Consider the following 23,809-nt stretch of genomic DNA (forward strand, 5'->3'; position numbering starts at 1 on the left):
AGCCGAAGGCGCAGCGAGTTCAGCGCCGCCGGCCCGAGGGCCCTGGAGCAAGGTTCCCGGGCGGAATCCGGGTGCCCTTCTTTGGGTACTTTCTTGGGCAAGCAAGAAAGTACCTCGCGGTGCGCTCGCGAGAGAGCGCCTGGCAGGTGGCCGGACGAAGGCACGTAAACACCGATGACGAACCAGGCCTAGCCTTCGCCAAACGCAGCCCCAACCGACTAGAGGTCGCGCAACCCCAGCACATCCTGCATGTCGAACAGGCCATTGCCGGCGCCAGCCAGCCAGACCGCCGCACGCACCGCACCGGAGGCGAACACCGTCCGGCTGGAGGCCTTGTGGGTGATCTCCACACGCTCGCCATCACCCGCGAACAGCGTAGTGTGCTCGCCGACGATGTCACCGCCGCGCACCGTGGCAAAACCGATAGTGCGCCGGTCACGGGCTCCGGTCTGGCCCTCGCGCCCGTAGACGGCGTCCTGCTCCAGATCGCGGCCCAGGGTCTCCGCGACCACACGCCCGAGCTTCAGCGCGGTACCGGAGGGCGCGTCCACCTTGTGCCGGTGATGGGCCTCCAGTATCTCCACATCCACGCTGTCGCCCAGCGCCCGCGCGGCCAGCTCCACCAGCTTGAAGGTCAGATTGACCCCGACACTCATGTTCGGCGCATAGACGATCGGCAGATCCCCTGCCGCCGCCTGCAGGCGCTGCTCCTGCTCCGCATCCAGCCCGGTGGTGCCGATCACCAGTGCCTTGCCGGCGTTCGCACACAGCTCCAGGTGCTGCATGGTCGCCTGCGGCGAGGTGAAATCGATCAGCACATCGAAATCGTCGGTGACGGTCGCCAGATCCTCGACCAGGCGCACCCGGCCCTCCGCGCCCACCGCCTGACCGATGGTCTCGCTGCCGGGCCGCTCACTGGCTGCCCCCAACTGGGCATCGGGGTGTTCGTCCACCGCCTGCACCAGGTTCTGGCCCATGCGCCCGCCGGCGCCCGCAATCGCAATTCGAATCATCTTTGTTCCATCCAGTGCTATCGATCCATCGGGTTACGCGCACCCTACGAAGCTTTGCCCCGGCACGCCAGTTACAGGGTTCGCACCGGGGTGCGGAAACGCCATTCGCCATACACCGAGGCGATCACCCCGGCCGCTGCCAGGAACGCCGCGAACACATACACCGAGGCTGGGCTGATGCCATCCCACAGATAGCCGGCCACCAGGGATCCCGAGGCACCGCCCAACCCGAAGGCCAGCGACGAATACAGGGCCTGCCCGCGCCCCTGCAACCGCCCGGGGAAGAAATAGTGGATCAGCGAGATCGCCGCCGCGTGGTACACCCCGTAGCTGGCCGCATGCAGGATCTGAATGAACAGCAGCATCACCAAGGAATCCGGGACCGCCGCCAGCAGCCCCCAGCGCAGGGTGGTCAGCACCAGCGCCGCGGAGACCAGCATCCACGCGCCGAAGCGCAGGATCAGGCGCGGCATCAACAGGAACAGCACAACCTCGGCGGCCACCCCCAGCGCCCACAGCTGCCCGGCCACCGAGCGCGAGTAGCCGGCCTGTTCCAGGTACAGGGTAAAGAAGGCGTAGTACGGCCCGTGGCTCGCCTGCATGAAGAAGCAGGCCACGAACAGCGCGATCACCTCGGGGCGGCGCAGCACGGTTAGCAGGGGCGGGGCGTTATTGTCCTCGTCGAGGTTGCGCGCCGGCTCACGCACGAACTGCGACGCGGCCACCACCGCGATCAGGACCGCCAGCACGATCCACGGCAGCCAGGCCACCGCGATCCGGTCGAAGGCCCAGCCGAGCACGGCCACCGCCACGATGAAGCCGACCGAGCCCCACAGCCGGACCAGCGCGTAGCGATGTGCATCCCGGCCCAGCGAGCGCATCGTGGTCGCCTCGAACTGCGGCAGGATCGCGTTCCAGAAGAAACTGTAGGCGGCCATCACCACCGCCAGCCACCAGTACCCGGTGTACAGCAGCACGCCGGTAAAGGCGACCGCCCCGCCCAGCGCGCCCCAGCGGGCGATCGGCATGTGCGCGCCGGCGCGATCCGCCAGCCAGCCCCAGACGTTGGGCGCAATGATCTTGGTCGCCAGCACGATCGCCATCAGCTCGCCGATCTGGGCGCCGCTGAACCCCTCCTCGGAGAGGTACGGCCCCCAGAACGGCATGAAGGCGCCGAGGCTGGCGAAATAGAAAAAGTAGACCGCGGACAGGCGCGCGTTCTGCGTCACTGCCATGACGGGACCGCTACACGATCAGGACGACACGGCCGAAGGCCGCGTCATTCGCCGGGATGGTCGCGCAGCTCCAGCCCCGAGTCCGGGACATCGGCGTTCTGCGCACGGTGACGCAGGGCGTGGTCCATCAGCACCAGCGCCATCATCGCCTCGGCGATCGGGGTCGCGCGGATGCCCACGCAGGGGTCGTGCCGCCCCTTGGTGATCACCTCCACCGGCTCGCCGGCGGTGTTGATGCTGCGTCCGGGCAGACGGATGCTGGACGTCGGCTTCATGGCAATGCTGGCCTGCACCGCCTGACCGGTGCTGATCCCGCCCAGCACGCCACCGGCGTGGTTGGACAGAAAGCCCTCGGGGGTGATCTCGTCGCGGTGCTCGGTGCCGCGCTGGGTCACGGATTCGAAACCCGCGCCGATCTCCACGCCCTTCACCGCGTTGATGCTCATCAGCGCGTGGGCCAGGTCGGCGTCCAGGCGGTCGAACACCGGCTCGCCCCAGCCAGCCGGCACCCCGGTCGCCTCGACCGTCACCCGTGCCCCGATGGAATCGCCCGACTTGCGCAGGGCGTCCATGTACTCCTCCAGTTCCGCGACCTTGTCCGGATCCGGGGAGAAGAACGGGTTGTCGTTCGCGATCTCCGGCTGCTTCGGCTCCAGCTCGATCGGGCCGAGCTGCGACAACCAGCCGCGGATCGTGATCCCGTAGCGCTGCTCGAGATAGCGCCGCGCGATGCCGCCGGCCGCCACCCGCAGCGCGGTCTCGCGCGCAGAACTGCGCCCGCCGCCGCGGTAATCACGCACGCCGTATTTCTGGTGATAGGTGTAGTCCGCATGCCCCGGGCGGAAGCGGTCCTGGATGTCGCCGTAATCCTTGGAGCGCTGATCGACGTTCTCGATCAGCAGCCCGATCGGCGTACCCGTGGTACGCCCCTCGAACACCCCTGACAGGATACGGACCTGATCCGGCTCGCGACGCTGGGTGGTGTGGCGCGACTGGCCCGGCCGGCGGCGATCCAGGTCAAACTGCAGATCCGCCTCGCAGAGCTCCAGACCGGGCGGACAACCGTCCACCACCGCGCCCAGGGCCGGCCCGTGACTCTCCCCAAAGGTACTGACGACGAACAGTCGCCCAAAGCTGTTTCCCGACATGCGCGTAGTGTAGCCGCGCCATGCCCGCCTGTCGCCTGTTCCCCCACCCGGCGGCCGGTCGGCGACGGCCGGAATGGCACGCTCGGCAACCACGTCCCCTATCTGCCATGATCGACGTGCAGCACCCATAACCAGAAAGGAGGAACCCATGACGAAATCCCTGACCCGCCTGGTGACCGGCACCGCCGCGGCCCTTTGCCTTGGCCTCGCCAGCAGCGCGCAGGCCGATGTCTACACCCAGCGCTTCATGACCCTGGAACTGGCCAACGACATCGCCATGGGCGCCGTCGAGGCCTGCCGCGAGATGGGCTACCAGACCGCGGTCGTCGTGGTCGACCGGACCGGCAACGATCAGGTGGTCCTGCGCGATCGCATGGCCGGCGTGCAGACCATCCAGATTGCCGGCGACAAGGCCCGGGCCGTGACCATGTCCGGCACCACCTCCGCCAACTTCCGCGACAACCGCGAAGACATCCGCATGGAGATGAACCACGTGGATGGCATCATCATGCTGGCCGGCGGCCTGCCAATCGAAGCGGCCGGCAGCATGCTCGGTGCGGTCGGCGTGTCCGGTGCGCCCGGCGGCGATCTCGACGAGGAATGCGCCCAGGCCGGGATCGACCGGGTCCAGGAACGCCTCGACTTCGCCATGTAAGCATTGCGGGTGCCAGGGAACGGCGCCCGCCCCCAGGAAAACACCATGACCACCGACACCCCCCGCCCCGCCCCGAAACGCATCTCGCCGGTCGAGACCTACGAGCGCCTGCAGGCACGCCCGCGCGACCTGCTGATCGACGTCCGCTCGACCATGGAGTATCTGTTCGTCGGCCATCCGACCGGCTCCATCCACATCCCGTGGATCGACGAACCCGACTGGACCGTGAACCCACAGTTCGTGCCCCAGGTGCGCAAGCTGCTGCTGGGCGGCGTCAGCGATCACAGCGAAGAAGCCCCGGCCCTGTACCTGATCTGCCGCAGCGGCAAGCGCACACTGGATGCCGGGCAGGCCCTGGTGGATGCCGGCATCGAGCATGTCTTCTCGGTGGACGAGGGCTTTGAAGGGCCGCTGGACGAGAACCACAAGCGCTCCACCCGCAGCGGCTGGCGCTACCACGGCCTGCCCTGGGAGCAGTGCTGAGGCCCGCGATGGATCCCCTACAGCCACGGGGGTTGCGCGCACCCCGGGGGGTTTGGTTCATAATGAACTCGGACGCGTCACTGCGGCGTTCGATTGTGGCCCGGTGGTACCCTTGAGCCTTAATTTTTCACCACGGGACCGAGTACTTCCGTTTCGCTGTGCATGTCCGTCTTCGAGCGGAAAGCCTAAAGATTCGGAGACTTCTCCCACCTGAGCCCTAGGTTCAAGGTCAAGGGCCACGCCGGCGCCTGCGGGGCGCGTCCACTTCTTTAATTGATCCCGATTTCCTTTATGTCTGCGGAAACCGACTCCGTTCAAGATTCGCTATCGCCCGACGATCTGCGTGCCCTGCGTCTGCGCCTGCGCCGCGCTCGGGCGGCTTTGTCGGACGCCCAGCTCGACCACCACTCTGCCGCCATTTGCGGACACCTGCTGCGCTGGTTCGAGCGCTGGCAGCCGCATTGTGTCGGCGCCTATCGCGGCCTGCGCGGCGAGGTCGACCTGACCCCACTGACCGTCGCCCTGGCCCGGCGCGGCACCCGCATCGCCCTGCCGGTGATGGACGACAAACGCCCCGGGCACATGCATTTCCACACCTGGGCCCCGGATGAGCCGCTGTGCCACAACGGCTTCGGCATCGCCGAGCCCTGCCCGGACGCCCCGCGCATCTGGCGCCGCGAGATGCAGGTGGTGCTGATGCCGCTGGTGGCGTTCGACACTGCCGGCAACCGCATGGGCATGGGCGCGGGCTACTACGATCGCTACTTCGCCCGGCGCCGCTTCGGCATCCACCGGCCGAAACTGATCGGCGTGGCCCACTCGCTGCAGGGCGTCCCGACGCTGCCAACCCAGCCCTGGGACGTCCCGCTGGATGGCGTTGTCACCGAGCAGGGCTGGCATGCGCTTCCAGACCGCGCGCGGCACAATACGCTGGACTAAACCCCTGAAGGAGCCCGCATGGCCTACTGGCTGATGAAGTCCGAGCCCGACGAGTTCAGCATCGACGACCTGGAGCGCGTCGGCGTGGAGCCGTGGGACGGCATCCGCAACTACCAGGTGCGCAACATGATGCGCGACGAGATGAAGAAGGGTGATCTCGCCTTCTTCTACCACTCCAACGCCAAGCCGCCGGGCATCGTCGGCATCCTGCGCATCGAGAAAGAGGCCTACCCGGACGCCTGCGCCTTCGACCCCGAAGACCCGCACTACGACCCAAAGAGCGACCCGGACAACCCGCGCTGGCTGCGCGTGGATGTCGCCTTCGAGGAGAAATTCGGCGACATCATCACGCTCGACTGGCTGAAGCAGCAGCCGCAGCTCGAGGACTGCCCGCTGGTACGCCGCGGCAACCGCCTGTCGGTAATGCCCATCACCCGGGACCAGTGGGACTTCATCCTGAACCACGCCCAGCGCGTGAAGTAACCGCGTGGCCACGCTCTACCACTTCCCGCACGACGCGAAGGCCGACCGCCTGCGCCTGGCCTGCGGCTACAAGGGCGTCGCGCTGGAGACCCGCGCGCTGGACTGGTTCGACGACGAGACCTTCTTCGAACTGGGCGTGGCCCGCCAGTCGCCGATCCTGCAGACCGACGACGCTACGCTGCACACCGACACCGTCACGGCACTGCGCGATATCGACCACCTGTTCCCGACCGGCGAGCCGCTATCCGACGGCGTGATCGCCGAGGACGCCTGGCAGGCCCTGGTGGACTGGCGCGCCAAGGTGGAGATCGTGCTGGACCGACTCTACGCCCCGCTGGCGCCGGGCTTTCACGGCATCGGCGAGAGCGCCGAGGCCCTGGCCGACTTCAAGGCGCATGTGCAGCACCGCTTCGGCCTGTCGCTGGAGGAACTGGCCAACGACCGCTACGACGGCTACAACCAGCTCGCCAAACTGAGCCACCTGCCGGAACTGGCCAAGCACCTGGCCGCCAACCGCTTCTACCTCGGCCACCCGTCCATCGCCGACTGCGTGATCGCTGCCGACCTCTACCCGCTACAAATGCACGACGGCATCAACCTGCCCGTCGACATGCTCTACTACCTCCGCCGCGTCGAGGAGACCTTCAACACCCCCCTCGACACCCACTGGCTCGCCCGCTGACCGGTTGGCGACAACCCTTCAACGGGCCATGCCCCGCGTCCCTCATCCACAGCACTCAGACTCGTCGTCATCGCGAGGAGCGCAGCGACGTGGCGATCTCGCAGGGACCCCGGCCCAAGCGCAGGCCAGAGTCATTTCACCCAAAACGGTAGTGCTTGCGGATGTCGCGGTGGATCTCCCAGGTGCAGTCCATGCCCTCGGGGAAGGTGACCAGGTCGCCCTCGCCGACCGTGACCGGCTCGCCGCCACCGTCCGGGGTCACCGTGACTTGCCCCTCCAGGATGTAGCAGACCTCGCGCTCGTCGTAGCGCCAGGGGAAGGTCGAGACCTCCTTCTCCCAGACCGGCCAGTCGAACACCCCCAGGCGTTCCAGATGATCATGGTCCGGGCGATGAATCACTTCGATCGACATGACAGCCTCCTCAATACCGAGAGCACGCGAGCCTAAACCCAACTCGTTCGCAGACCAACCGCCGGTCCGGTCAAACACCCGGGCGCGGGCCTGCCCGCGCCGCACCTGCGAAGCGCCGCAGCAGCAGGAGCACAAACGCCCCCACGCCGAGGGCGGCTGGCAGGAATTCCAGCCACTGGCCAAGGCCCCAGGCCATGTAGCCGGTGACTAGCGCCCACAGCAGCGGGATGATCGCCAGGACCAGGGGCGGACGCGACGGCACCAGCAACAGCAGCCCCAGGGTCAGCAGCATCACCGGTCCCGGGGCCACGCCGACATATTGCAGCTGCGTCCAGGACGTGCCGGTCAGCGCGAGATCCAGCAAAGGATAGCCCACCAGCGCGTAGACGATCATCAAGACCGCGCCGCTACCCGCGAGCCGGCCGGGCCAGCCGAAGCGGGCCTGGCCCATCAGAGTCAGCGCGAACACCAGCATCAGGCCCTGGGCCACGAACACTCCGGCCAGCCACTCGGAGGCGAAGTGGAACGGCGCCAGCGAACCACCGAAGAAGGCCACCCCGGTCCAGATCCACAGCACGCCCAGCAGCAGGCCAATGACACGACCAGCCGCACGCGAACCCGGAATCACCAGCCCCACAGCCACCAGGGCAAGCAGTGCACCGATCCCGTGCAGGGGCCAGATCGCGGTGTTGTACTGGCCCAGGATAGCCAGCCAGGTCGAGGCCTCAAACGGCAGCATGTCGGCTCCCCGGTCGCAAGGATTCGGAGGCCAACCCTACAGGTCCTGCACATACGCGACCATGCGGCTGCGCATCCCGGCGTCCGGCATGGGGCCGTACAGCGCGCCCATGTTCTCCTCCATGTGGGCCACCACCGAGGTCGCGGGGATCGCACAGGTCACGTCCGGGTGCGAGACGATGAATTTGAGCAGGAGCTGCGGCCAGTTCTCGCATTCGATCTCCGCCGCCCAGTCCGGCAGCGGATGCCCCTCGAACTGGTTGATCAGCGCCTTGCGCCGAAACGGGCGGTTCGCGATCACCGCCACCCCGCGTTCCCGCGCCAGCGGCAACAGGCGCTGTTCCGCTTCGCGATCCAGGATGTTGTAGGTGAGCTGCACGAAGTCCAGGTCCTCGCGCCGCAGGATGCGCTCCAGCTCATCGTGGCGCCGCGCGTGCGAGGTAGTCACGCCGATATAGCGAACCTCCCCCGCCTCACGGCGCTCGCGCAGGGTTTCCAGGTGCGCCTCCCAGTTCTGCAGGTTGTGCACCTGCTGCAGGCCCAGGGTGTCGACACCCCACAGATCCCGCGACTCCGCATGCTGGTCGCGGCCGGTCGAGGTGCTGCGCGTCCAGATCTTGGTCGCCGAGAACACACCCTCGGGATGCGCCAGCTCGCGCAGGCCGTGACCGACCACCGCCTCCGCGCGCCCGTACATCGGCGAGGAGTCGATCATCCCGCCGCCACGGCGGACAAAGGTATCCAGGATCCGGGTACGCACCGCCAGCGCTTCCGGATCCTCCGGCACATTGAAGGTAATCCACGTTCCCATCCCGATCACCGGGATCTCCTCCCCGGAAGAGGGGATCGGCTTGCGCTGCGGCTCACGCCCCTCGGCGGTCCCACCGACAAGGGGCCACCCCGCGCCGACCGCCACCGCGGACCCGGCCATCCAGCGCAGGAAGGATCGGCGTGAACGCCGCGGAAATGGATGTTTCATGGCACGTGATCACCGAAGAAGACTCCATCCGTGGGCCATCCGGCCGCACCACAAGTTCCCTATACGACGGCCTGCAGGTGCCGGGCCAGCGCCGAGACCAGCGGTTTCATGAAGTATCGACCATCCGGTACCACAGTGGGGGTAATACCGTGAGCGTGCAGTTCATCCGCCACCACGGGGCCAATCGCCGCGACGATGATGCGCCGCAACGCCTCCCGCAATGCATCCTGACGATCCTCGGCCTGGCCGACCCGCAGCAGACGCCGGACCTGGGCCTGGCTGGTAAAGGCGATCGCATCCACCTCCCCTGCGATCAGGGCCTCGATCAGTTCGCTTACGCGCCCGGTCTCGGCGGCATCCGCGTAGCGGTAGGGCCAGACCGGGAACGCCTCCGTACCCGCCTGCTCCAGGAAATCCAGCAGACGACGGTTAGGTTCCGCACCGTAGAGCTGCACACCGATACGTTCTCCGTGCAGGTCCTGACTGGACAGGGTCTGGATGATCCCCTCGGTGGTCGGTGCCGCCGCCACCGCGTCGGGCCGCACACCGAACGGTTTCATCGCGCGGCCGGGTTTGGGGCCCCGTACCAGCGTCGGGGTTCCGGCCACGGCCGTCAGCCAGGTAGCCTCGCACCCGGCGCGCCGAGCAAAGCCGGTCAGCCGAGTAAACCCCTCCCCCGTCAGGAAGATCAGCCGATCGAACGGGGCATCGATGGCGGTTGCCAGCCAGGACTCGATGGCCGCCTGGTCGAGGCTGTCGTGGATGGCGACCAGCGGGCAGCGCCACACCTCGGCCCCGCGCCGCTCCAGCAGCCCGGCAAACACCTCCAGTGCACGGCTCTCCGGGAGCGCGACTCGGACGCCGGCCAGCTCGCCAGAGACCGCATGCGTACGATCCTCCAATCCGCTCACGCCGCGCTCGCGGTCACGACACCGGATGCCGGCATCAGCTGCGGGAACGTCGTGGCCGACCCGGCATCCGGCCGGAACCAGGCCAGGCGCTGGTGGCAGGCGGCGACCTCGCCGATCACGATCAGGCTGGGCGAGCCGACCTGTTCGCGCTCGGCGCGGGCGGCCAGGGTATCCAACGTGCCGGTCACGACACGCTGACGGGCGGTCGTGCCGTTCTCGATAATCGCGGCCGGGGTCCGCCCGGCACGGCCCGCACCCTTGAGGCCCCGGCAGATCTCGCCCACGCCCTTGCGGCCCATATAGAACACCAGCGTCTCGCGGGTGTTCGTCAGCTGCGACCAGTCCACGTCCAGCCGGCCATCGCGGGTATGGCCAGTAATGAAGCGCACCGACTGGGCATGATCACGGTGGGTTAGCGGGATGCCCGAATAGGCGGCACAGCCACTGCCCGCGGTGATGCCGGGCACCACCTGGTAGGCCACGCCGTCGCGGGCGAGCACGTCCAGCTCCTCGCCGCCGCGGCCGAACACGAACGGGTCGCCGCCCTTCAGCCGAGCCACGCGCTTGCCCTCGCGCGCCAACCGCGAGAGCAGCGCGCTGATCTCCGCCTGTGGCACGCAGTGGTGATCGCGCTCCTTGCCGACATAGAAACGCTCGGCCTCGCGCCGGGCCAGGTTCACCACCTCGGAGGACACCAGCCGGTCATAGACGACCACGTCCGCCTGCTGCAACAGGCGCAGCGCGCGGAAGGTCAACAGATCCGGATCGCCCGGCCCGGCGCCGATCAGGTAGACCTCGCCCGGCGTGGCGGCATCCGCCTCATTCAATTCCAGCTCCAAGCGCTCTGCCGCCGCGTCCATGCGCCCGGCCAGGGCCAGCTCGGTGGCCGGCCCGGCAAACGCCCGCTCCCAGAAGGCGCGCCGCGCGTTCACGCTGTCGAAGTGGGCGCGCACCCGGTCACGCAGGCGACCGGCCAGCTCCGCCAGGCGCCCGTAGCCGGCCGGGATCAGGCTCTCGATCTTCGCGCGCAGCAGACGCACCAGGACCGGGGCGCGGCCACCGGAGCCGATTGCGATGGTCAGCGGGCCGCGCTCGACGATGGCCGGCAGGATGAAGCTGCAAAGGTGGGGCTGGTCCGCCACATTCACCGGGATCGAGCGCGCAACACAGTCCTCCGAGACCTGGCGGTTCACCGTCTCGTCGTCGGTCGCGGCGATCACGATCGCCACCTGCCCCAGGTACTCGGTTCGGTAGGCACCCGGCTCGCGGGTGATCGACTCCGGGTGCTCGCGCAACAAGCGCTCGGCGGCATCACTGTACTCAGGGGCCCGCAGGCGCACCCGCGCCCCAGCCTCCAGCAGTAGCGCCGCCTTGCGTGTGGCCACCGGACCGGCCCCGACCACCAGGGCCTCGCGGCCGTGCAACTGCATATAGATCGGCAGGTGTTCCATGCTCATCCCTCCCGCGCCACGGGATCCGTGGGCGCCTCGGATTCTTCATTCAACAGGGTCTGGATCTCGGGGCGGCAGGAGCCGCAGTTGGTGCCGGCCTCGAGGCAGGCACCCACGGCCTCGCAGCTCGCCAGCCCCTGCTCGCGGATCGCCGTGCGGATGCGCGTCTCGTCGACGCCAAAACAGGCGCAGACCAGGCGCCCGCGCGCGGCCTGTCCATTCGGCGGACGGCCCGTGAGCAGGGCCATGCGTTCGTCATCGGTGATCGACTCGGCCGCGAACAGACCGCCCAGCCATTCGCGCTCGGGCAGGCCCCGGTCGGGACCCGCGAACAGCACGCAGGCAAGCCGGCCCTCGTGGATGCGCGCGGCGCGGTAGCGCCCGCCCGCGGGGTCGGCGAACTCCAGCCACTCGCCGGGGCCATCCAGCCGTGCCCGCCAGTCGGCGATCTCGGGTGGCGCGCCGCGTCCGGCCAGTTCGAAGCGCAGATGCCGCGGGCCGCGCGCAGTCACCGCGTAGTCGGCCTCCGGGAGACTCACCGGCTCGCGGCTCAGCACGAAGCCGTGCCAGTCCATCGCCGCTGGGCGCACCGAGACGGCCGTGTGCTTGAACGCCGGCTGCCCGGAGACCGGATCGACATGCGCGGGCACCAGGGCATCCACCCGCGCCAGGCGGGCGATCGGGCGGCTCCAGTGCATCGGCACAAACACGCTGCCGGGGCGTTGCTCGCGGCTCACCTGCACCCGCGCTAGTAAACGCCCATGTCGGCTGGTCACCTCGGCCAGATCACCCGCCTGCACACGGAACAGGCCGGCATCCACCGGATGGATCTCGACGAAGGGTTCCGGCTGGTGGGCACTCAGGCGCGGGGTACTCGCAGTGCGGGTCATGCTGTGCCACTGGTCACGGATGCGGCCGGTGTTCAGGCGCAAAGGGTATTCGGCATCGATCGTGTCGGTCGGCGATTGCGGGGTCACGGCGGCGAGCCGCGCACGACCGTTGGCCGTAAAGAAGCGGCCATCGGCGTAGAGCTGCGCCGTTCCCGCCTCGGCTCCGGCGGGCAGCGGCCACTGCACCGGTTCGAGGGCCTCAAAGACGGCCGCGTCGGTCGCGGCCAGCGCGCCGATATCGAAGTCCCGCGTGCTGTCATTTTCGAACGCGGACAGGGCCGCATGCTCGCGGAAAATCTCCACCGGCTGCGTATAGGGGAAGGCCTCGGCAAAGCCCAGGCGGCGGGCGACCTCGGCCAGCGCCCACCAGTCGTGACGCGCCTCGCCCGGGGGTTCCCGGAACGGGCGCTGGCGCGAGATGCGCCGCTCGGAATTGGTCACCGTGCCGTCCTTCTCGCCCCAGGTGGTCGCCGGCAACAGCACGTCGGCTACGCGGGTTGTCTCGGTCTCGCGCACGCAGTCGGAGACCACGACCAGCGGGCAGTCGCGCAGGGCCCGCTCGAAGCGTTCGGCTTCGGGCAGGCTGAACAAGGGGTTGGTCCCGATGACCCAGATCGCCTTCACCTGCCCCGACTCGACCGCGCGGAACAGATCCAACGCCTTGAGCCCCGGCTTGCGGGCGAGATTCGGTGCATTCCAGAAGCGGCTTACGCGATCCAGGGACACTTCGTCGAAGCCCATGTGCGCGGCCAACTGGCTGGCCAGTCCGCCAACCTCGCGCCCACCCATCGCATTGGGCTGACCGGTCAGCGAAAACGGGCCCATGCCCGGGCGGCCGATGCGGCCGGTGGCCAGGTGCACGTTGAGGATCGTCCCGGCCTTGTCCACGCCGCTGTCGGACTGGTTGATGCCCTGACAGAACGCGGTAACCGTCCGCTCCGTTCGAGCAAACCAGCGGAAGAAGGTGGCCACCGCCTCGGGGTCCAGTTCGCAGGTCTCGGCGGTCACGGCAATCGACGGGCTGGAGGCGCGGGCCGCCGCCAGGGCGTCGGCAAAGCCATCGACATGGCGTTCGAGAAATGCCGGGTCCAGCGCATCCTCGCGGCGCAGGTGATCCAGCAGGCCGTTGAACAGCCAGGCATCCGTGCCCGGCGCCAGCGGCAGGTGCAGATCGGCCGCCTGGGCAGTGGCCGTGCGCCGCGGATCGATCACCACCAGCTTCATCTCCGGGCGCGCCGCGCGGGCGGCCTGCAGGCGCTGGAACAGCACCGGATGCGCCCAGGCCATGTTCGAGCCGACCACCACGACCAGGTCCGCCTGTTCGAAGTCGGTGTAGCTACCCGGTACGCCGTCCACACCAAAGGCCCGGGTGTGTGCGGCCACGGCCGTGGACATGCAAAGCCGCGAGTTGGTATCGATGTTAGCCGAGCCGACGAAGCCCTTCATCAGCTTGTTGGCAACAAAGTAGTCCTCGGTCAGGATCTGCCCGGAGACGTACAGCGCCACCGCGTCGGGCCCATACCGGTCGATCACGTCGCGAAAGCCTCCCGCGACATGATCCAGTGCTGCGTCCCAGTCGACCCGCACCCCCTCGATTTCCGGGTGCAACAGCCGCCCCTCGTCCCCCAGGGTCTCGGCCAGCGCAGCCCCCTTGGAACACAGGCGCCCGGCGTTCGCCGGATGGCTGGCGTCGCCGCGCACCGCCACCGGAAACTCGGCTCCCGGTGTCGCAGTCACCTCCACACCACAGCCAACCCCGCAATAGGGGCAGGTGGTGCGCGTCACGGCGTCGGATGTGGCCATCTCAGCCCGCCTCGCGGCAGTCAACCACCGGCGCCGCGTCCGAATCGGTGGCGGAGGCGGCCAGGTCCAGCCACACCTGGCCCTCGGTCACACGGACCGGGAAGGCATGTGTGCAGCCCGAATCCGCGCCCGTGGCCGCGCCAGACTGCAGGTCGATCACCCAGTTGTGCAGCGGACAGGTCACACGTTCGCCGTGGACGATGCCCTGCGACAACGGCCCATCCTTATGCGGGCACTGGTCGCGCAGGGCGAAGACGCGGTCGTCCGCGGTGCGGAAAACGGCGATGTCACCCTGCGGGCCGGCGACGACCCGCGCGCCCAGCGGCGGGATCTCGGCGAGATGGCAGATCGCGATCCAGCTCATGCCGACACCTCCGGGCGCGGGCCCTTCGGCGGGCCATCCACCGGCCGGATGGGAATGAACTCGTGCGCCGCATGGCCGGCGGCCCGCTCGGCCCAGGGGTCCACCTGCGCCACCTCCTGCGACTGAAGGAAGCGGGCGTACAGCGCGGCACGGTTCTCGGCGTCGTCCACCAGGCGGTCCTTCACCTGCGTCAGCCCGACACGTTCGATCCAGGGCGCGGTGCGCTCCAGGTAGCGGGCGCTTTCGCGGTAGAGCTGCATGAAGGCCCCGGCGTATTCGAGCACCTCGGCCTCGGTCTCCACCTTGCAGAGGAAGTCGGTCGCGCGAACCTTCACCCCGCCGTTACCTCCGACATGCAGCTCGTAGCCGGAGTCCACGCAGACCACACCCAGGTCCTTGATCGTCGCCTCGGCGCAGTTACGCGGGCAGCCGGAAACGGCCATCTTGAACTTGTGCGGGGTCCACGAGCCCCAGCTCATCCGTTCCAGCTGGATGCCAAGGCCGGTGGAGTCCTGGGTGCCGAAACGGCACCACTCGGAGCCAACACAGGTCTTCACCGTGCGCAGGGCCTTGCCGTAGGCATGGCCGGAGACGAACCCGGCCTTGCCGAGATCGCGCCACATGGCTGGCAGGTCGCTCTTTTCCACGCCCAGCAGATCGATGCGCTGGCCGCCGGTGAACTTGACCGTGGGCACCTCGTAACGCTCGGCCACCTCGGCGATCGCGCGCAGCTCGGCCGGCGTGGTCACCCCGCCCCAGATGCGCGGGATCACCGAGTAGGTCCCGTCCTTCTGGATGTTGCCGTGGGCGCGCTCGTTGATGAAGCGCGACTGGGCGTCGTCCTGGTACTCCTTCGGCCAGGCCGCCAGCAGGTAATAGTTGAGCGCCGGGCGGCAGACGTGACAGCCGTTCGGGGTCCGCCAGTCGAGGGCCTGGAAGACCGCGTCCATGGTCTTCAGGCCGTCGCGGGTGATCGCCGCGCGCACCTCGTCGTGGCTGTGGTCGGTGCAGGCGCAGACCGGCTTCTTCGCCGGGGCGTCGGAATAGTCGCCGCCCAGCGCGGTCGCCAGCAGCGACTCCACCAACCCGGTACAGGAGCCGCAGGAGTTCGAGGCCTTGGTATGGGCACGCACGTCCTCCAGCGTAAACAGCTTGTGCTCGCTGATCGCCTGGACGATCTCGCCCTTGCACACACCGTTGCAGCCGCAGATCTCGGCGTTGTCCGGCATCGCCGCCACCCGCGAGGCCTCGTCGCCGTGGCCGGAGTCGCCGATATGCGCCTGCCCGAACAGCAGGTTCTCGCGGATGTCGGCGACCGGCGTGCCGTCGCGCATCAACTGGAAGTACCAGGAGCCATCCAGGGTGTCGCCGTAGAGCACCGCGCCCTGGATGCGATTGTCCTTCAGCACCAGGCGCTTGTAGACGCCGCGCGCGGCGTCCTGGAACACCAGATCCTCGGTGGTCTCGTCACCGGTGAAGTCGCCGGCGGAGAACAGGTCGATCCCGGTCACCTTCAGCTTGGTCGAGGTCATCGAGCCCTCGTAACGCCCGATACCGTATTCCGCGAGGTGATTGGCGCAGACCTTGGCCTGCTCCCACAGCGGCGCGACCAGGCCATAGGTGGTACCGCGATGCTGCACGCACTCGCCGACCGCGTAGATCGCCGGGTCATACGTCTGCATGGTGTCGTTCACCACCACGCCGCGCTCGCAGTGCAGCCCGGCGGACTCGGCCAGCGCGGTGTTGGGGCGGATGCCGACCGCCATCACCACCAGATCCGTGGCGATCTCGCTGCCATCGGCAAAGCGCACGCCGGTCACCCGCTGGTTCCCGAGGATGGCCTGGGTCTGGTGCGCCATGCGGAACTGCAGGCCGCGTTCCTCCAGCGAGGCGCGCAGCATGCCGGACGCCGCGGGGTCCAGCTGGCGCTCCATCAGGTGATCCATCAGATGCACCACGGTCACGTCCATGCCCTGGCGCATCAGGCCGTTGGCGGCCTCCAGCCCCAGCAGGCCACCGCCGATGACCACCGCGCGCTTGTGCTCACGGCTAGAGGCCTGCATCGCTTCAACATCGTGGATGTCGCGGAAGCCCACCACGCCGTCGAGGTCGGCCCCCGGTACCGGGATCATCACCGGATCCGAGCCGGTCGCCAGCAACAGCCGGTCATACGGCGCCTCGGTGCCGTCTTCGGCGATCACCCGGCGGCTTACGCGGTCGATCCGCTCGATGCGCTTGCCCTTGTGCAGGGTGATCCCGCGCTCGGCATACCAGGCATCGTCGTTCAGCATGATCTCGTCGACGGTCTTCTCCGAGGCCAGCACCGGCGAGAGCATGATGCGGTTGTAGTTGCCCCAGGGCTCGGCCCCGAACACGGTGATGTCGTACATGTCGGGCTTGAGTTTCAGCAGCTCCTCGACCGTGCGCATCCCGGCCATGCCATTGCCGATCAGGACCAGCCGCGGCTTGTCGTTTGACGTGTTCATTACGCAGCCTCCGCTTCCGGGTTCTTGTGACGCTCGTGGAGGAAGCGCAGGACCTCGGCCCGGTAGTGGTTGTACTGCGGGTTGTCGGCCATCGCCAGACGCTCGCGCGGCTTGGGCAGGTCAATCTCCAGGATCTCGCCGATGGTCGCGGCCGGGCCGTTGGTCATCATCACGATGCGGTCGGACAGCAGTACCGCCTCGTCGACGTCGTGGGTAACCATCAGCACGGTGTTGCCAAGATCCGACTGGATGCGCATCACCTCGTCCTGCAGGTGGGCCCGGGTCAGCGCATCCAGCGCCCCGAACGGCTCGTCCATCAGCAGTACCTTCGGCTCCATCGCCAGTGCCCGGGCGATGCCGACACGCTGCTTCATGCCGCCGGAGATTTCGTCCGGGCGCTTGTCCAGTGCATGGCCCATGCCGACCATCTCCAGCGTCTGCAGGATCCACTCGCGCCGCTCGGCCGCCGACTTGGTGCCCTTGAAGGTCTTGTCCACCGCCAGAGCGACGTTGTCGCGCACCGTCAGCCAGGGCAGCAGCGAGTGGTTCTGGAACACCACGCTGCGATCCGGTCCCGGCTTGCTCACTTCACGCCCGTCCAGGATCACCGCGCCGGTGCTGGTCTCCAGCAACCCGGCGACGATGTTGAGCACCGTCGACTTGCCGCAGCCGGAGTGGCCGATGATGGAGATGAACTCGCCGCGGTCCACGTGCAGGTCGACGTCGCGCAGCACCTCGGTAGCCGAAGGCCCTTCGCCAAAGGTCTTGTGGACGTGTTCAATGGAGAGATAGCTGGTCATGATGTTTCTCCTGTAAGGGGCCGGCTCAGCCGGCCTGCGTGCCACGGGTAACCCAGTTGCCGACGATGGCAACCAGACGGTCGAGGAAGAACCCGACCAGGCCGACGTAGACGAGCGCGAGCACGATGTCGCTGAGCATGGAGGCGTTCCAGGCATCCCAGATAAAGAAGCCGATACCAACACCACCGATCAGCATCTCGGCGGCCACGATCGCTAGCCAGGCGAGACCGATCCCGATGCGCAAACCGGAAAAGACATACGGCGCGGCGGCCGGGAGCATGATCTTGGTGAAGTACTCGAAGCCGTTCAGGCGCAGCACGCGGGCCACGTTCACGTAGTCCTGCGAGATGTTCCGGATACCGACGGAGGTGTTGATGATGATCGGCCAGATCGCGGTGATGAAGATCACGAAGATCGCCGACGGATTGCTGGCCTGGAACGCGGCCAGCGAGATCGGCAGCCAGGCCAGCGGCGGCACGGTGCGCAACACCTGGAACAACGGGTCCAGACCGCGCATCGCCCAGGTGGACTGACCCACCAGCACGCCCAGGCCAATGCCGGCGACCACCGCCAGCGCATAGCCATAGGCCACGCGCTCGAGGCTGGCCAGCAACTGCCAGGCCATGCCGACGTCGTTGCCGCCGTAGTCATAGAAGGGATTGACGATCAGTTCCCAGGTGTCGGTAATCACCTGGCTCGGGGCGGGCAACACGGCTCCCGGGGAGGACGCCATCATCTCCCAGATAAGCAAAAAAAGCGCTGTGACGACCACCGGCGGCACCACGACCGCGGCAGTATTGCGCAGGCGCCGGGCCCAGGCCCCGGGATCTGCCCCGGGGCGCGGCTGGGGTCTGGCCGCAATGGTGGTGGCCTTCCGGGCCACGGGCCGGGTGGGCGATGCCTCGACCACCGGGCGCTCGCGCCCGGAGCCGAAGGTCATGGTGCGGTCGAGAATGGCACTCATGGCGGAATCCTCTTGAATCGTTTTTTCGGGTGTCGTCGGGCCACCGCGTCAGGACGCGATCGCCTTGATGTCCAGGCTGTCGAGATAGGCCTGCGGGTTCTCGGGATCGAAGACCTTGCCGTCAAAGAAGGCCTCCTTGCCGCGCGAGGTGGACGCGGGGATGTCGGCAGAGTCGATACCGAGCTCGGCGGCCGCCTCGCGCCAGATGTCCTCGCGGTTGACCTCGTCCACCAGCGCCGGCATGTCCAGATCCGGCGGCAGATAACCCCAGCGGATGTCCTCGGTGAGGAACCACAGGTCGTGGCTCTTGAACGGGTAGGAGGCGTGGTCCTTCCAGTAGCGCATCTGGTCCGGGTGGTCCTCGACCACGCGGCCGGTGCCGTAGTCGAAGTTCCCCTGCATGCGGTCGATGATGTCGCCGTACGGGGCGTGGATGTAGCGCCGGCGCGAGCAGATCTCGGCGACCTCCTCCTTGTTCGCCGGGTCCTCGCAGTACATCTGCGCCTCCATCACCGCCATGGTCAGGGCGCGCGCCGCGTTCGGATGAGCCTCCACCCAGTCGGCACGCATGCCCAGCGCCTTCTCCGGGTGGTTGTGCCACAGTTCGCCGGTGGTGTTGGCGGTGTAGCCGATGCCCTGATTGATCAACTGCATGTTCCACGGCTCGCAGACACAAAAGGTGTCCATGGACCCGACGCGCATGTTGGCAACCATCTGCGCCGGCGGGACCACGATGGTGGCGATGTCGCGGTCCGGATCGATCCCGCCGGCGGCCATCCAGTAGCGGATCCACAGATCATGGGTCCCGCCCGGGAAGGTCATCGCCGCACGAATGTCGTCACCGCCGGCGGCCTTCTCGGCCAGGGCGCCCTTGAACTCCGTGGTGTCGGTGCCGACCTTCAGGTCCGCGTACTCGTCCCCGACCGAGATGCACTGCCCGGCCAGGTTCAGTCGCGCGAGGATCGTCATCGGCGTGCCCCGGCGATGGATCAGGTAGGGCATTGGCGTGAGAATGTGCGATCCATCGATTCCGCCGCGTTGCGACCCCAGATCCAGGTTGTCGCGCACCGTGCCCCAGGAGGACTGCTTCAGCACCTGCACATCGGGCATGCCGTGAGCGGCGAAAAAGCCCTTCTCCAGCGCAATGAACAGCGGTGCGGCATCCGTCAGCGCGATGAAGCCGAGCTTCGCCTCGGTGGTCTCCGGCTTGCCATTGCCGGCCTTCGCATAGCCCCAGGGCGCCGCGCCCGAAAGGCCCATTGCCGTGGCGCCGATTCCGGCGGCCATGCCGCCCAGGAAACGCCGGCGCGACAGGCCGGAGGTGTTCTTCGTGTCGTTCGTTTGATCGGTCATTACGGGTTCACTCCCCTTGTCAGCAAACACATCCCAAAAACGACAAAAGGCGTCGCATCAGCCCGGCCGCTTGTGCAGCCGGGTGATGGACGCCTTTGTCCAGTCTCACGGGAGCCCCGGTCATCGGGTCTCCCTGTTGTCAGGCGACGAACCGCCGTTGGCTCGTCTTGCCCATACTCCTGCAGGAGGTGTGCCAATTAGCCGTTGCTAGGCGACCATGCGGGAAACAATCGCCACGTGGCGCGGAAAAATCGGATGGTTTCGAACACCGGGTCGAACGCTTGCGGGAAGCCCGAAGTCCGGAAGCCGATCCCTAAGGCACCAGCCTGGGGCGCACTTGCGGTGCAGTTGACCTGCAATAGTGCGCTGCCAGAGGGCGACCTAACCCGCCGTAGGAGCCGCCTTGGCGGCGAAGCCCCTGCCCGCGCCGGACTTTGGCAGGGGCTTCGCCGCCAAGGCGGCTCCTACAGGCCCTTCCCCAGCAGGTCGGACATGGCGACGGTCGCCTCGGCCACCTCGGCCAGACGCCGGTTCTGGTTCATCGCAGTCTGGCGCAGGAGCTTGTAGGCCTGGTCCTCCGTCAGGCCGCGATGCTGGATTAGCAGTGCCTTGGCTCGCTCAATCGTCTTGCGCTCGGCCAAGGCCTGGCGCGCCGCCTGCAGCTCGTCCTCCACCGACTGCAGACGACTGGCCTGGCGTTGCACCAGGTCCATCACCGAATGTCCGACGATCGGCACATTGAGCGGGTTATCGCCGCCCACGCCGTCGGAATCCAGCCCCTCGGGCGCACCGAAGAACACCGCATACGGCACGCTGTCACGCAGCTCCGACTCGGCCAGCTGCGCGATACGGTCACGCACCGCACCCAGGTCCGCGCGATCCGCCGCGATACGCGCCGAACAGCACTCGTTCAGATGCATCTCCAGCCGGTCCTCGATCTCCTTCATCGCGTCGATCCGCGCGGTGGCGCAGGCAAACCAGGCCTCGGCCCGCGCCGGGTCCGGCTGGCCATCGGCCTGGGTGCAGGCCTGACGGCGCAGGCGCTCGACCTCGGCCGCGAAGCTCGCGCCCTGCAACTGACGCCAGGCACCGCAGGCCGATTCCGGGGCAAACTCGGAGAAGATGTGAAACGAACGCTCCTGGGCATCGATGCGGTGCAGCAGGGCCTGACGCAACTCGCCGTCGAACACGCCCTGGCCAAAGCCGGCCGCGCCGATCGCACGCTCCTGACCCGCAAGCTCCTTGCCCTGCATGAAGTTCAAAAGAGCGACCAGTGCACCGGAGACCTCCGGGTCGGTAGCCGAGTCCGCAGCCTCGAATACCACGCCCAGAAGCGAACGGATCAGTTCGCTGAAGCCGCGCATCGCCTCCATTGGCGAAAGCGTGCGCTCGTTGACCTCCTCGCGCAGGCTGGGCAGCCCGGACAGTCCGTGCAAGGCCAGTGCCATGCGTCCCAGCAACCGGCCGCGTGCATGGGCACAGGCCCCCGGCTGTAACCAGCCATCAAGGTGTTCGCGAAAGGCCGCCGCCGTGGTGTCGGATTCGGTTCGATACTGCCCCAGCTCCTCGGCATAACGCTGGCCAGCCGAGCCGATCCAGAGGCTGGAAGCGCCGCGTTCACGCTGCAGTTGATGCACCAGGGCACGGATGCGCCCGACCAGTTGCACGGCCTCCAGCAGGCGCTCCAGGCTCACTACCTCGCATTTGCGCGAGGCGACCAGGAAATCGCCAATAGCCTCTTCATACGAAACGCTCGGGGACGGGGTATTCTGGGGGAGATTCTGACTCATGCTCATGATCCGCGGATGCCTCGCGGAACAAACAAGCACGCGATGTGCCAGTTCGGGGCACTGGCAGGGGCGGGAGATCAGAACGAGCGGGGGATCACACCCCCGCCCGCGAGCAACGATGAACGATCAGAAGCTCATCGAGCGGTCGAACTCGGCGACGGCCTGCACGTACTGGCCCATGCCGGCCATCTCGGCGTTCGGCAGGAAGTTGTGTTCGCCGACGTCGCGGCCCTTGGCGCAGGCCTCGCAGGCCCAGAACGGGACGCCTTCACTGACCAGTGAATCGACGATGTCCTTCATTGCCGGCATGTTGTGGCCGACGATCTTGTCGTAGACATTGCGGTTGGCGATGTTCACGGCCTCGCCCTGCAGCCAGACGGTCACGTCATGGCCCTGCTGCTTGGCCACGTTGGCGGCGATCATGCCGAGCGTCGCACGGGTGGGGTCGTCGGTACCGGCGGTGACAGCAACAATAAAGCGCATGGGGTTCTCCTGAGTGCTTGAAACGTGCTGCAACCGTAGCGGCAGGCACGCCCGGCGTCGATTTCCCACAAGCCGCGGAGAAACACTCGGATCAGGGCCTGCCCCTCGCCGTAACGCTGGTCCGGTAGAGCTTGAAGGCCATCAGCAGCCAGGGGATGGCGTGCATGACCAGGTCGAGGATGTCCCACAACCGGTTCAGCTCGCCGGCCAACAGCCAGCGCAGCTTCTCCGCGACATGCGGCTCGGGGATCCAGGGGGCCAGGCCCAGCGTGGCCACCAGCAGGGCAAACAGCCACAGCGGTGCGCGATCGACCCAGCGTACGAAGGCTTTCATCGCGCGCATCCTACCCAAGGCCCGCGCACGGCGCAGCCCGTTCTTGCCGGTAACGGGGCCGCCTTCTACACTTTTGCCTGCTTCAGGGGGGCGCGACGCGGCAGGCCCGGGAACCCCCTGGCCTCACCGCTGCCCGCATTGGCCGCCTGGCCCGGAAGACCATCATGGAAGCCCTGCTCGTCTCCACCGTCATCGTCGCCATCGCCGAGATGGGCGACAAGACCCAGCTCCTCGCGCTGCTCCTGATCTGCCGCTACCAGCAGACCTGGCCCATCATCTGGGGCATCGTGGTGGCGACCCTGGCCAATCACTTCCTCGCCGCGCTGGCCGGCGTCTGGATCGGCGCGAGCGTGCCGGACGCGTGGCTGCGCTGGGGGCTGGGGCTCGGCTTCATCGTCATGGCCGCCTGGGTGCTGGTGCCGGATAGCGAGGACGAGCTGCCAGCCCCCTCGAAACACGGCGTGTTCTGGACCACCACGGTGCTGTTCTTCCTGGTCGAGATGGGCGACAAGACGCAGGTGGCTACCGCCGCGCTGGCCGCGACCTTCGACAACCTGATCCTGGTCGTGATCGGCTCGACCATCGGCATGGTCGTGGCCAATGCGCCGGTCGTATGGCTGGGACAGCGCTTCGCCTGCCACCTGCCGCTGCGGCTGCTACGCGCGCTCGCCGCGCTGCTGTTCTTCGCCCTGGGCCTCGGAGTCCTGCTCGCCTGGGTCTGACTCCGAGCGCAGCATCTTCTGTCCCAGCCAGATGCGCCGCACCAGGCGCGGTAGCAACAGCAGCAATGCCAGCACCGCGAGCAGCGCCAGACCCAGTTGCACCCCGCTGTCGGCCCCGCTGGCCACCTCGCGGGTGGCATGCCCCAGCCAGGCATAGGCGAACAGGCCCGGGATCAGCGCCACCACCGTCGTCAGTGCAAACACGGGCAGCGGCAGGCGCACCAGTCCCAGGGCATAGTTGGTGGGCGCAAACGGAAACACCGGCACCAGCCGGGTCAGGGCCACCACACGCCAGCCCTCGGCCTCTACATCCTCGCGCAGCCGGGTACTGCGCGGCCCCATGCGCGGGACCAGCCAGGGTTGCAGCCAGGTGCGGGCCAGCATGAAGGCGATGACCGCCGCCACGGTGGCCGCCAGCAGACTAAGGGCGCCACCGGTGAAGGGGCCGAACAAGGCGCCGCCCAGCAGGATCCAGAAGGTGCTCGGCAGCGGGAACAGGGCCAGCACGACAAACGCCAGCACGAATACCAGGTAGGCCCCAGGGCCCCAGCTGAGCAGCCAGACCTCCAGCTCGCCCAGCGGAACGCCGAGGCTGGGCCACTCGGTGGTCAACAGGATCCACGCCAGCGAGATCCCGAACAGGATCGCCGCGACCGTCAGCCAGCTCTTGTGATGTCGAATCCTCATGTCA

General features: G+C 67.7%; 24 protein-coding genes and 1 other RNA gene. 7 read left to right on the plus strand and 18 right to left on the minus strand.

Translation table 11 applies throughout. The features are described 5' to 3' along the window. Window positions 1-218: 218 nt before the first annotated feature. From dapB to aroC, 3 genes are all read right to left on the minus strand, one after another. Window positions 219-1,013 (minus strand): 4-hydroxy-tetrahydrodipicolinate reductase, encoded by a 795-nt coding sequence (dapB, locus tag G315_RS0109780; protein ID WP_018146247.1) that lies wholly within the window; start codon window positions 1,011-1,013, stop codon window positions 219-221. Between the two features lie 71 nt (window positions 1,014-1,084). Then, window positions 1,085-2,248, minus strand: a complete 1,164-nt coding sequence (locus G315_RS0109785) for an MFS transporter (RefSeq protein WP_019612443.1) — start codon at window positions 2,246-2,248, stop codon at window positions 1,085-1,087. Between the two features lie 44 nt (window positions 2,249-2,292). Continuing rightward, complete coding sequence (aroC, locus tag G315_RS0109790; RefSeq protein ID WP_018176466.1) at window positions 2,293-3,396, minus strand: chorismate synthase; 1,104 nt, start codon at window positions 3,394-3,396, stop codon at window positions 2,293-2,295. Between the two features lie 148 nt (window positions 3,397-3,544). Here aroC and G315_RS0109795 point away from each other — a divergent pair, with 148 nt between their 5' ends. The 6 genes from G315_RS0109795 (at window position 3,545) to G315_RS0109815 (ending at window position 6,638) form a co-directional block, all read left to right on the plus strand. Then, on the plus strand, window positions 3,545-4,051 hold the full coding sequence (locus G315_RS0109795; protein ID WP_019612444.1) for a heme-binding protein: 507 nt from the start codon (window positions 3,545-3,547) through the stop codon (window positions 4,049-4,051). Window positions 4,052-4,096: 45 nt separating this feature from the next. Then, the gene (locus G315_RS0109800; RefSeq protein ID WP_018146251.1) at window positions 4,097-4,534 is read left to right on the plus strand and encodes a rhodanese-like domain-containing protein; all 438 of its coding nucleotides are present in this window, start codon (window positions 4,097-4,099) and stop codon (window positions 4,532-4,534) included. 74 nt (window positions 4,535-4,608) lie between these two features. Further along, window positions 4,609-4,794, plus strand: a non-coding RNA gene (gene ssrS / locus G315_RS14280) — 6S RNA. Window positions 4,795-4,825: 31 nt separating this feature from the next. Further along, window positions 4,826-5,473 (plus strand): 5-formyltetrahydrofolate cyclo-ligase, encoded by a 648-nt coding sequence (locus G315_RS0109805; protein WP_019612445.1) that lies wholly within the window; start codon window positions 4,826-4,828, stop codon window positions 5,471-5,473. 18 nt (window positions 5,474-5,491) lie between these two features. After that, window positions 5,492-5,956, plus strand: a complete 465-nt coding sequence (locus G315_RS0109810) for an EVE domain-containing protein (protein WP_018146253.1) — start codon at window positions 5,492-5,494, stop codon at window positions 5,954-5,956. Window positions 5,957-5,960: 4 nt separating this feature from the next. Then, window positions 5,961-6,638 carry a glutathione S-transferase family protein gene (locus G315_RS0109815; protein ID WP_018146254.1) on the plus strand — a complete coding sequence of 226 codons (678 nt, stop codon included), beginning with the start codon at window positions 5,961-5,963 and terminating at the stop codon, window positions 6,636-6,638. A 136-nt stretch (window positions 6,639-6,774) separates the two neighbouring features. On the opposite strand, the gene G315_RS0109820 is transcribed toward G315_RS0109815, so the two are convergent. The 14 genes from G315_RS0109820 to G315_RS0109885 form a co-directional block, all read right to left on the minus strand. Continuing rightward, the gene (locus G315_RS0109820) at window positions 6,775-7,050 is read right to left on the minus strand and encodes a cupin domain-containing protein (RefSeq protein WP_017941843.1); all 276 of its coding nucleotides are present in this window, start codon (window positions 7,048-7,050) and stop codon (window positions 6,775-6,777) included. 70 nt (window positions 7,051-7,120) lie between these two features. Further along, the gene (locus G315_RS0109825) at window positions 7,121-7,789 is read right to left on the minus strand and encodes a DUF6064 family protein (protein ID WP_019612446.1); all 669 of its coding nucleotides are present in this window, start codon (window positions 7,787-7,789) and stop codon (window positions 7,121-7,123) included. A gap of 36 nt (window positions 7,790-7,825) precedes the next feature. Next, window positions 7,826-8,767, minus strand: a complete 942-nt coding sequence (locus tag G315_RS0109830; protein ID WP_018146256.1) for an aldo/keto reductase — start codon at window positions 8,765-8,767, stop codon at window positions 7,826-7,828. A 59-nt stretch (window positions 8,768-8,826) separates the two neighbouring features. Further along, the gene (locus G315_RS0109835; protein WP_018146257.1) at window positions 8,827-9,678 is read right to left on the minus strand and encodes a uroporphyrinogen-III synthase; all 852 of its coding nucleotides are present in this window, start codon (window positions 9,676-9,678) and stop codon (window positions 8,827-8,829) included. Next, window positions 9,675-11,129, minus strand: coding sequence for a siroheme synthase CysG (gene cysG, locus G315_RS0109840; protein WP_026182154.1), 1,455 nt, complete (start codon window positions 11,127-11,129; stop codon window positions 9,675-9,677). Before cysG ends, G315_RS0109835 begins: the two co-directional genes overlap by 4 nt. A 2-nt stretch (window positions 11,130-11,131) precedes the next feature. Next, window positions 11,132-13,822 (minus strand): nitrate reductase, encoded by a 2,691-nt coding sequence (locus G315_RS0109845; protein WP_026182155.1) that lies wholly within the window; start codon window positions 13,820-13,822, stop codon window positions 11,132-11,134. Window position 13,823: 1 nt separating this feature from the next. Then, window positions 13,824-14,186, minus strand: coding sequence for a nitrite reductase small subunit NirD (nirD, locus tag G315_RS0109850; RefSeq protein WP_018146260.1), 363 nt, complete (start codon window positions 14,184-14,186; stop codon window positions 13,824-13,826). Further along, window positions 14,183-16,672 carry a nitrite reductase large subunit NirB gene (gene nirB, locus G315_RS0109855; protein WP_018146261.1) on the minus strand — a complete coding sequence of 830 codons (2,490 nt, stop codon included), beginning with the start codon at window positions 16,670-16,672 and terminating at the stop codon, window positions 14,183-14,185. Before nirB ends, nirD begins: the two co-directional genes overlap by 4 nt. Continuing rightward, on the minus strand, window positions 16,672-17,472 hold the full coding sequence (locus G315_RS0109860; RefSeq protein ID WP_018146262.1) for an ABC transporter ATP-binding protein: 801 nt from the start codon (window positions 17,470-17,472) through the stop codon (window positions 16,672-16,674). The genes nirB and G315_RS0109860 overlap by 1 nt, the downstream gene beginning before the upstream one ends. Before the next feature lie 25 nt (window positions 17,473-17,497). Further along, window positions 17,498-18,436, minus strand: coding sequence for a nitrate ABC transporter permease (gene ntrB, locus G315_RS0109865; protein ID WP_018146263.1), 939 nt, complete (start codon window positions 18,434-18,436; stop codon window positions 17,498-17,500). Between the two features lie 48 nt (window positions 18,437-18,484). Next, window positions 18,485-19,789, minus strand: a complete 1,305-nt coding sequence (locus G315_RS0109870) for a CmpA/NrtA family ABC transporter substrate-binding protein (protein WP_018146264.1) — start codon at window positions 19,787-19,789, stop codon at window positions 18,485-18,487. Between the two features lie 464 nt (window positions 19,790-20,253). Beyond that, on the minus strand, window positions 20,254-21,579 hold the full coding sequence (locus G315_RS0109875) for a nitrate regulatory protein (RefSeq protein ID WP_018146265.1): 1,326 nt from the start codon (window positions 21,577-21,579) through the stop codon (window positions 20,254-20,256). Between the two features lie 126 nt (window positions 21,580-21,705). Beyond that, window positions 21,706-22,062: a DsrE family protein gene (locus G315_RS0109880; protein WP_018146266.1), complete on the minus strand. Its 357-nt coding sequence runs from the start codon at window positions 22,060-22,062 to the stop codon at window positions 21,706-21,708. 91 nt (window positions 22,063-22,153) lie between these two features. Beyond that, window positions 22,154-22,396 (minus strand): hypothetical protein, encoded by a 243-nt coding sequence (locus tag G315_RS0109885; protein ID WP_018146267.1) that lies wholly within the window; start codon window positions 22,394-22,396, stop codon window positions 22,154-22,156. Between the two features lie 164 nt (window positions 22,397-22,560). On the opposite strand from G315_RS0109885, the gene G315_RS0109890 reads away from it, so the two are divergent. Next, window positions 22,561-23,118, plus strand: coding sequence for a TMEM165/GDT1 family protein (locus G315_RS0109890; RefSeq protein WP_018146268.1), 558 nt, complete (start codon window positions 22,561-22,563; stop codon window positions 23,116-23,118). Here G315_RS0109890 and G315_RS0109895 read toward each other — a convergent pair. Next, complete coding sequence (locus G315_RS0109895; RefSeq protein WP_018146269.1) at window positions 23,053-23,805, minus strand: TVP38/TMEM64 family protein; 753 nt, start codon at window positions 23,803-23,805, stop codon at window positions 23,053-23,055. The two genes, G315_RS0109890 and G315_RS0109895, sit on opposite strands and share 66 nt — an antisense overlap. Window positions 23,806-23,809: the final 4 nt, after the last annotated feature.

Source organism: Thioalkalivibrio sp. AKL7 (assembly GCF_000381705.1).
GTDB classification, from domain to species: domain Bacteria; phylum Pseudomonadota; class Gammaproteobacteria; order Ectothiorhodospirales; family Ectothiorhodospiraceae; genus Thioalkalivibrio; species Thioalkalivibrio versutus.

Bases quoted from the DNA above. Each gene is read 5' to 3' on its own strand.
- dapB (WP_018146247.1), bottom strand. From the start codon at position 1,013: ATGATTCGAATTGCGATTGCGGGCGCCGGCGGGCGCATGGGCCAGAAC.
- G315_RS0109785 (WP_019612443.1), bottom strand. From the start codon at position 2,248: ATGGCAGTGACGCAGAACGCGCGCCTGTCCGCGGTCTACTTTTTCTAT.
- aroC (WP_018176466.1), bottom strand. From the start codon at position 3,396: ATGTCGGGAAACAGCTTTGGGCGACTGTTCGTCGTCAGTACCTTTGGG.
- G315_RS0109795 (WP_019612444.1), top strand. From the start codon at position 3,545: ATGACGAAATCCCTGACCCGCCTGGTGACCGGCACCGCCGCGGCCCTT.
- G315_RS0109800 (WP_018146251.1), top strand. From the start codon at position 4,097: ATGACCACCGACACCCCCCGCCCCGCCCCGAAACGCATCTCGCCGGTC.
- G315_RS0109805 (WP_019612445.1), top strand. From the start codon at position 4,826: ATGTCTGCGGAAACCGACTCCGTTCAAGATTCGCTATCGCCCGACGAT.
- G315_RS0109810 (WP_018146253.1), top strand. From the start codon at position 5,492: ATGGCCTACTGGCTGATGAAGTCCGAGCCCGACGAGTTCAGCATCGAC.
- G315_RS0109820 (WP_017941843.1), bottom strand. From the start codon at position 7,050: ATGTCGATCGAAGTGATTCATCGCCCGGACCATGATCATCTGGAACGC.
- G315_RS0109825 (WP_019612446.1), bottom strand. From the start codon at position 7,789: ATGCTGCCGTTTGAGGCCTCGACCTGGCTGGCTATCCTGGGCCAGTAC.
- G315_RS0109830 (WP_018146256.1), bottom strand. From the start codon at position 8,767: ATGAAACATCCATTTCCGCGGCGTTCACGCCGATCCTTCCTGCGCTGG.
- cysG (WP_026182154.1), bottom strand. From the start codon at position 11,129: ATGGAACACCTGCCGATCTATATGCAGTTGCACGGCCGCGAGGCCCTG.
- G315_RS0109845 (WP_026182155.1), bottom strand. From the start codon at position 13,822: ATGGCCACATCCGACGCCGTGACGCGCACCACCTGCCCCTATTGCGGG.
- nirD (WP_018146260.1), bottom strand. From the start codon at position 14,186: ATGAGCTGGATCGCGATCTGCCATCTCGCCGAGATCCCGCCGCTGGGC.
- nirB (WP_018146261.1), bottom strand. From the start codon at position 16,672: ATGAACACGTCAAACGACAAGCCGCGGCTGGTCCTGATCGGCAATGGC.
- G315_RS0109860 (WP_018146262.1), bottom strand. From the start codon at position 17,472: ATGACCAGCTATCTCTCCATTGAACACGTCCACAAGACCTTTGGCGAA.
- ntrB (WP_018146263.1), bottom strand. From the start codon at position 18,436: ATGAGTGCCATTCTCGACCGCACCATGACCTTCGGCTCCGGGCGCGAG.
- G315_RS0109870 (WP_018146264.1), bottom strand. From the start codon at position 19,789: ATGACCGATCAAACGAACGACACGAAGAACACCTCCGGCCTGTCGCGC.
- G315_RS0109875 (WP_018146265.1), bottom strand. From the start codon at position 21,579: ATGAGTCAGAATCTCCCCCAGAATACCCCGTCCCCGAGCGTTTCGTAT.
- G315_RS0109880 (WP_018146266.1), bottom strand. From the start codon at position 22,062: ATGCGCTTTATTGTTGCTGTCACCGCCGGTACCGACGACCCCACCCGT.
- G315_RS0109885 (WP_018146267.1), bottom strand. From the start codon at position 22,396: ATGAAAGCCTTCGTACGCTGGGTCGATCGCGCACCGCTGTGGCTGTTT.
- G315_RS0109890 (WP_018146268.1), top strand. From the start codon at position 22,561: ATGGAAGCCCTGCTCGTCTCCACCGTCATCGTCGCCATCGCCGAGATG.
- G315_RS0109895 (WP_018146269.1), bottom strand. From the start codon at position 23,805: ATGAGGATTCGACATCACAAGAGCTGGCTGACGGTCGCGGCGATCCTG.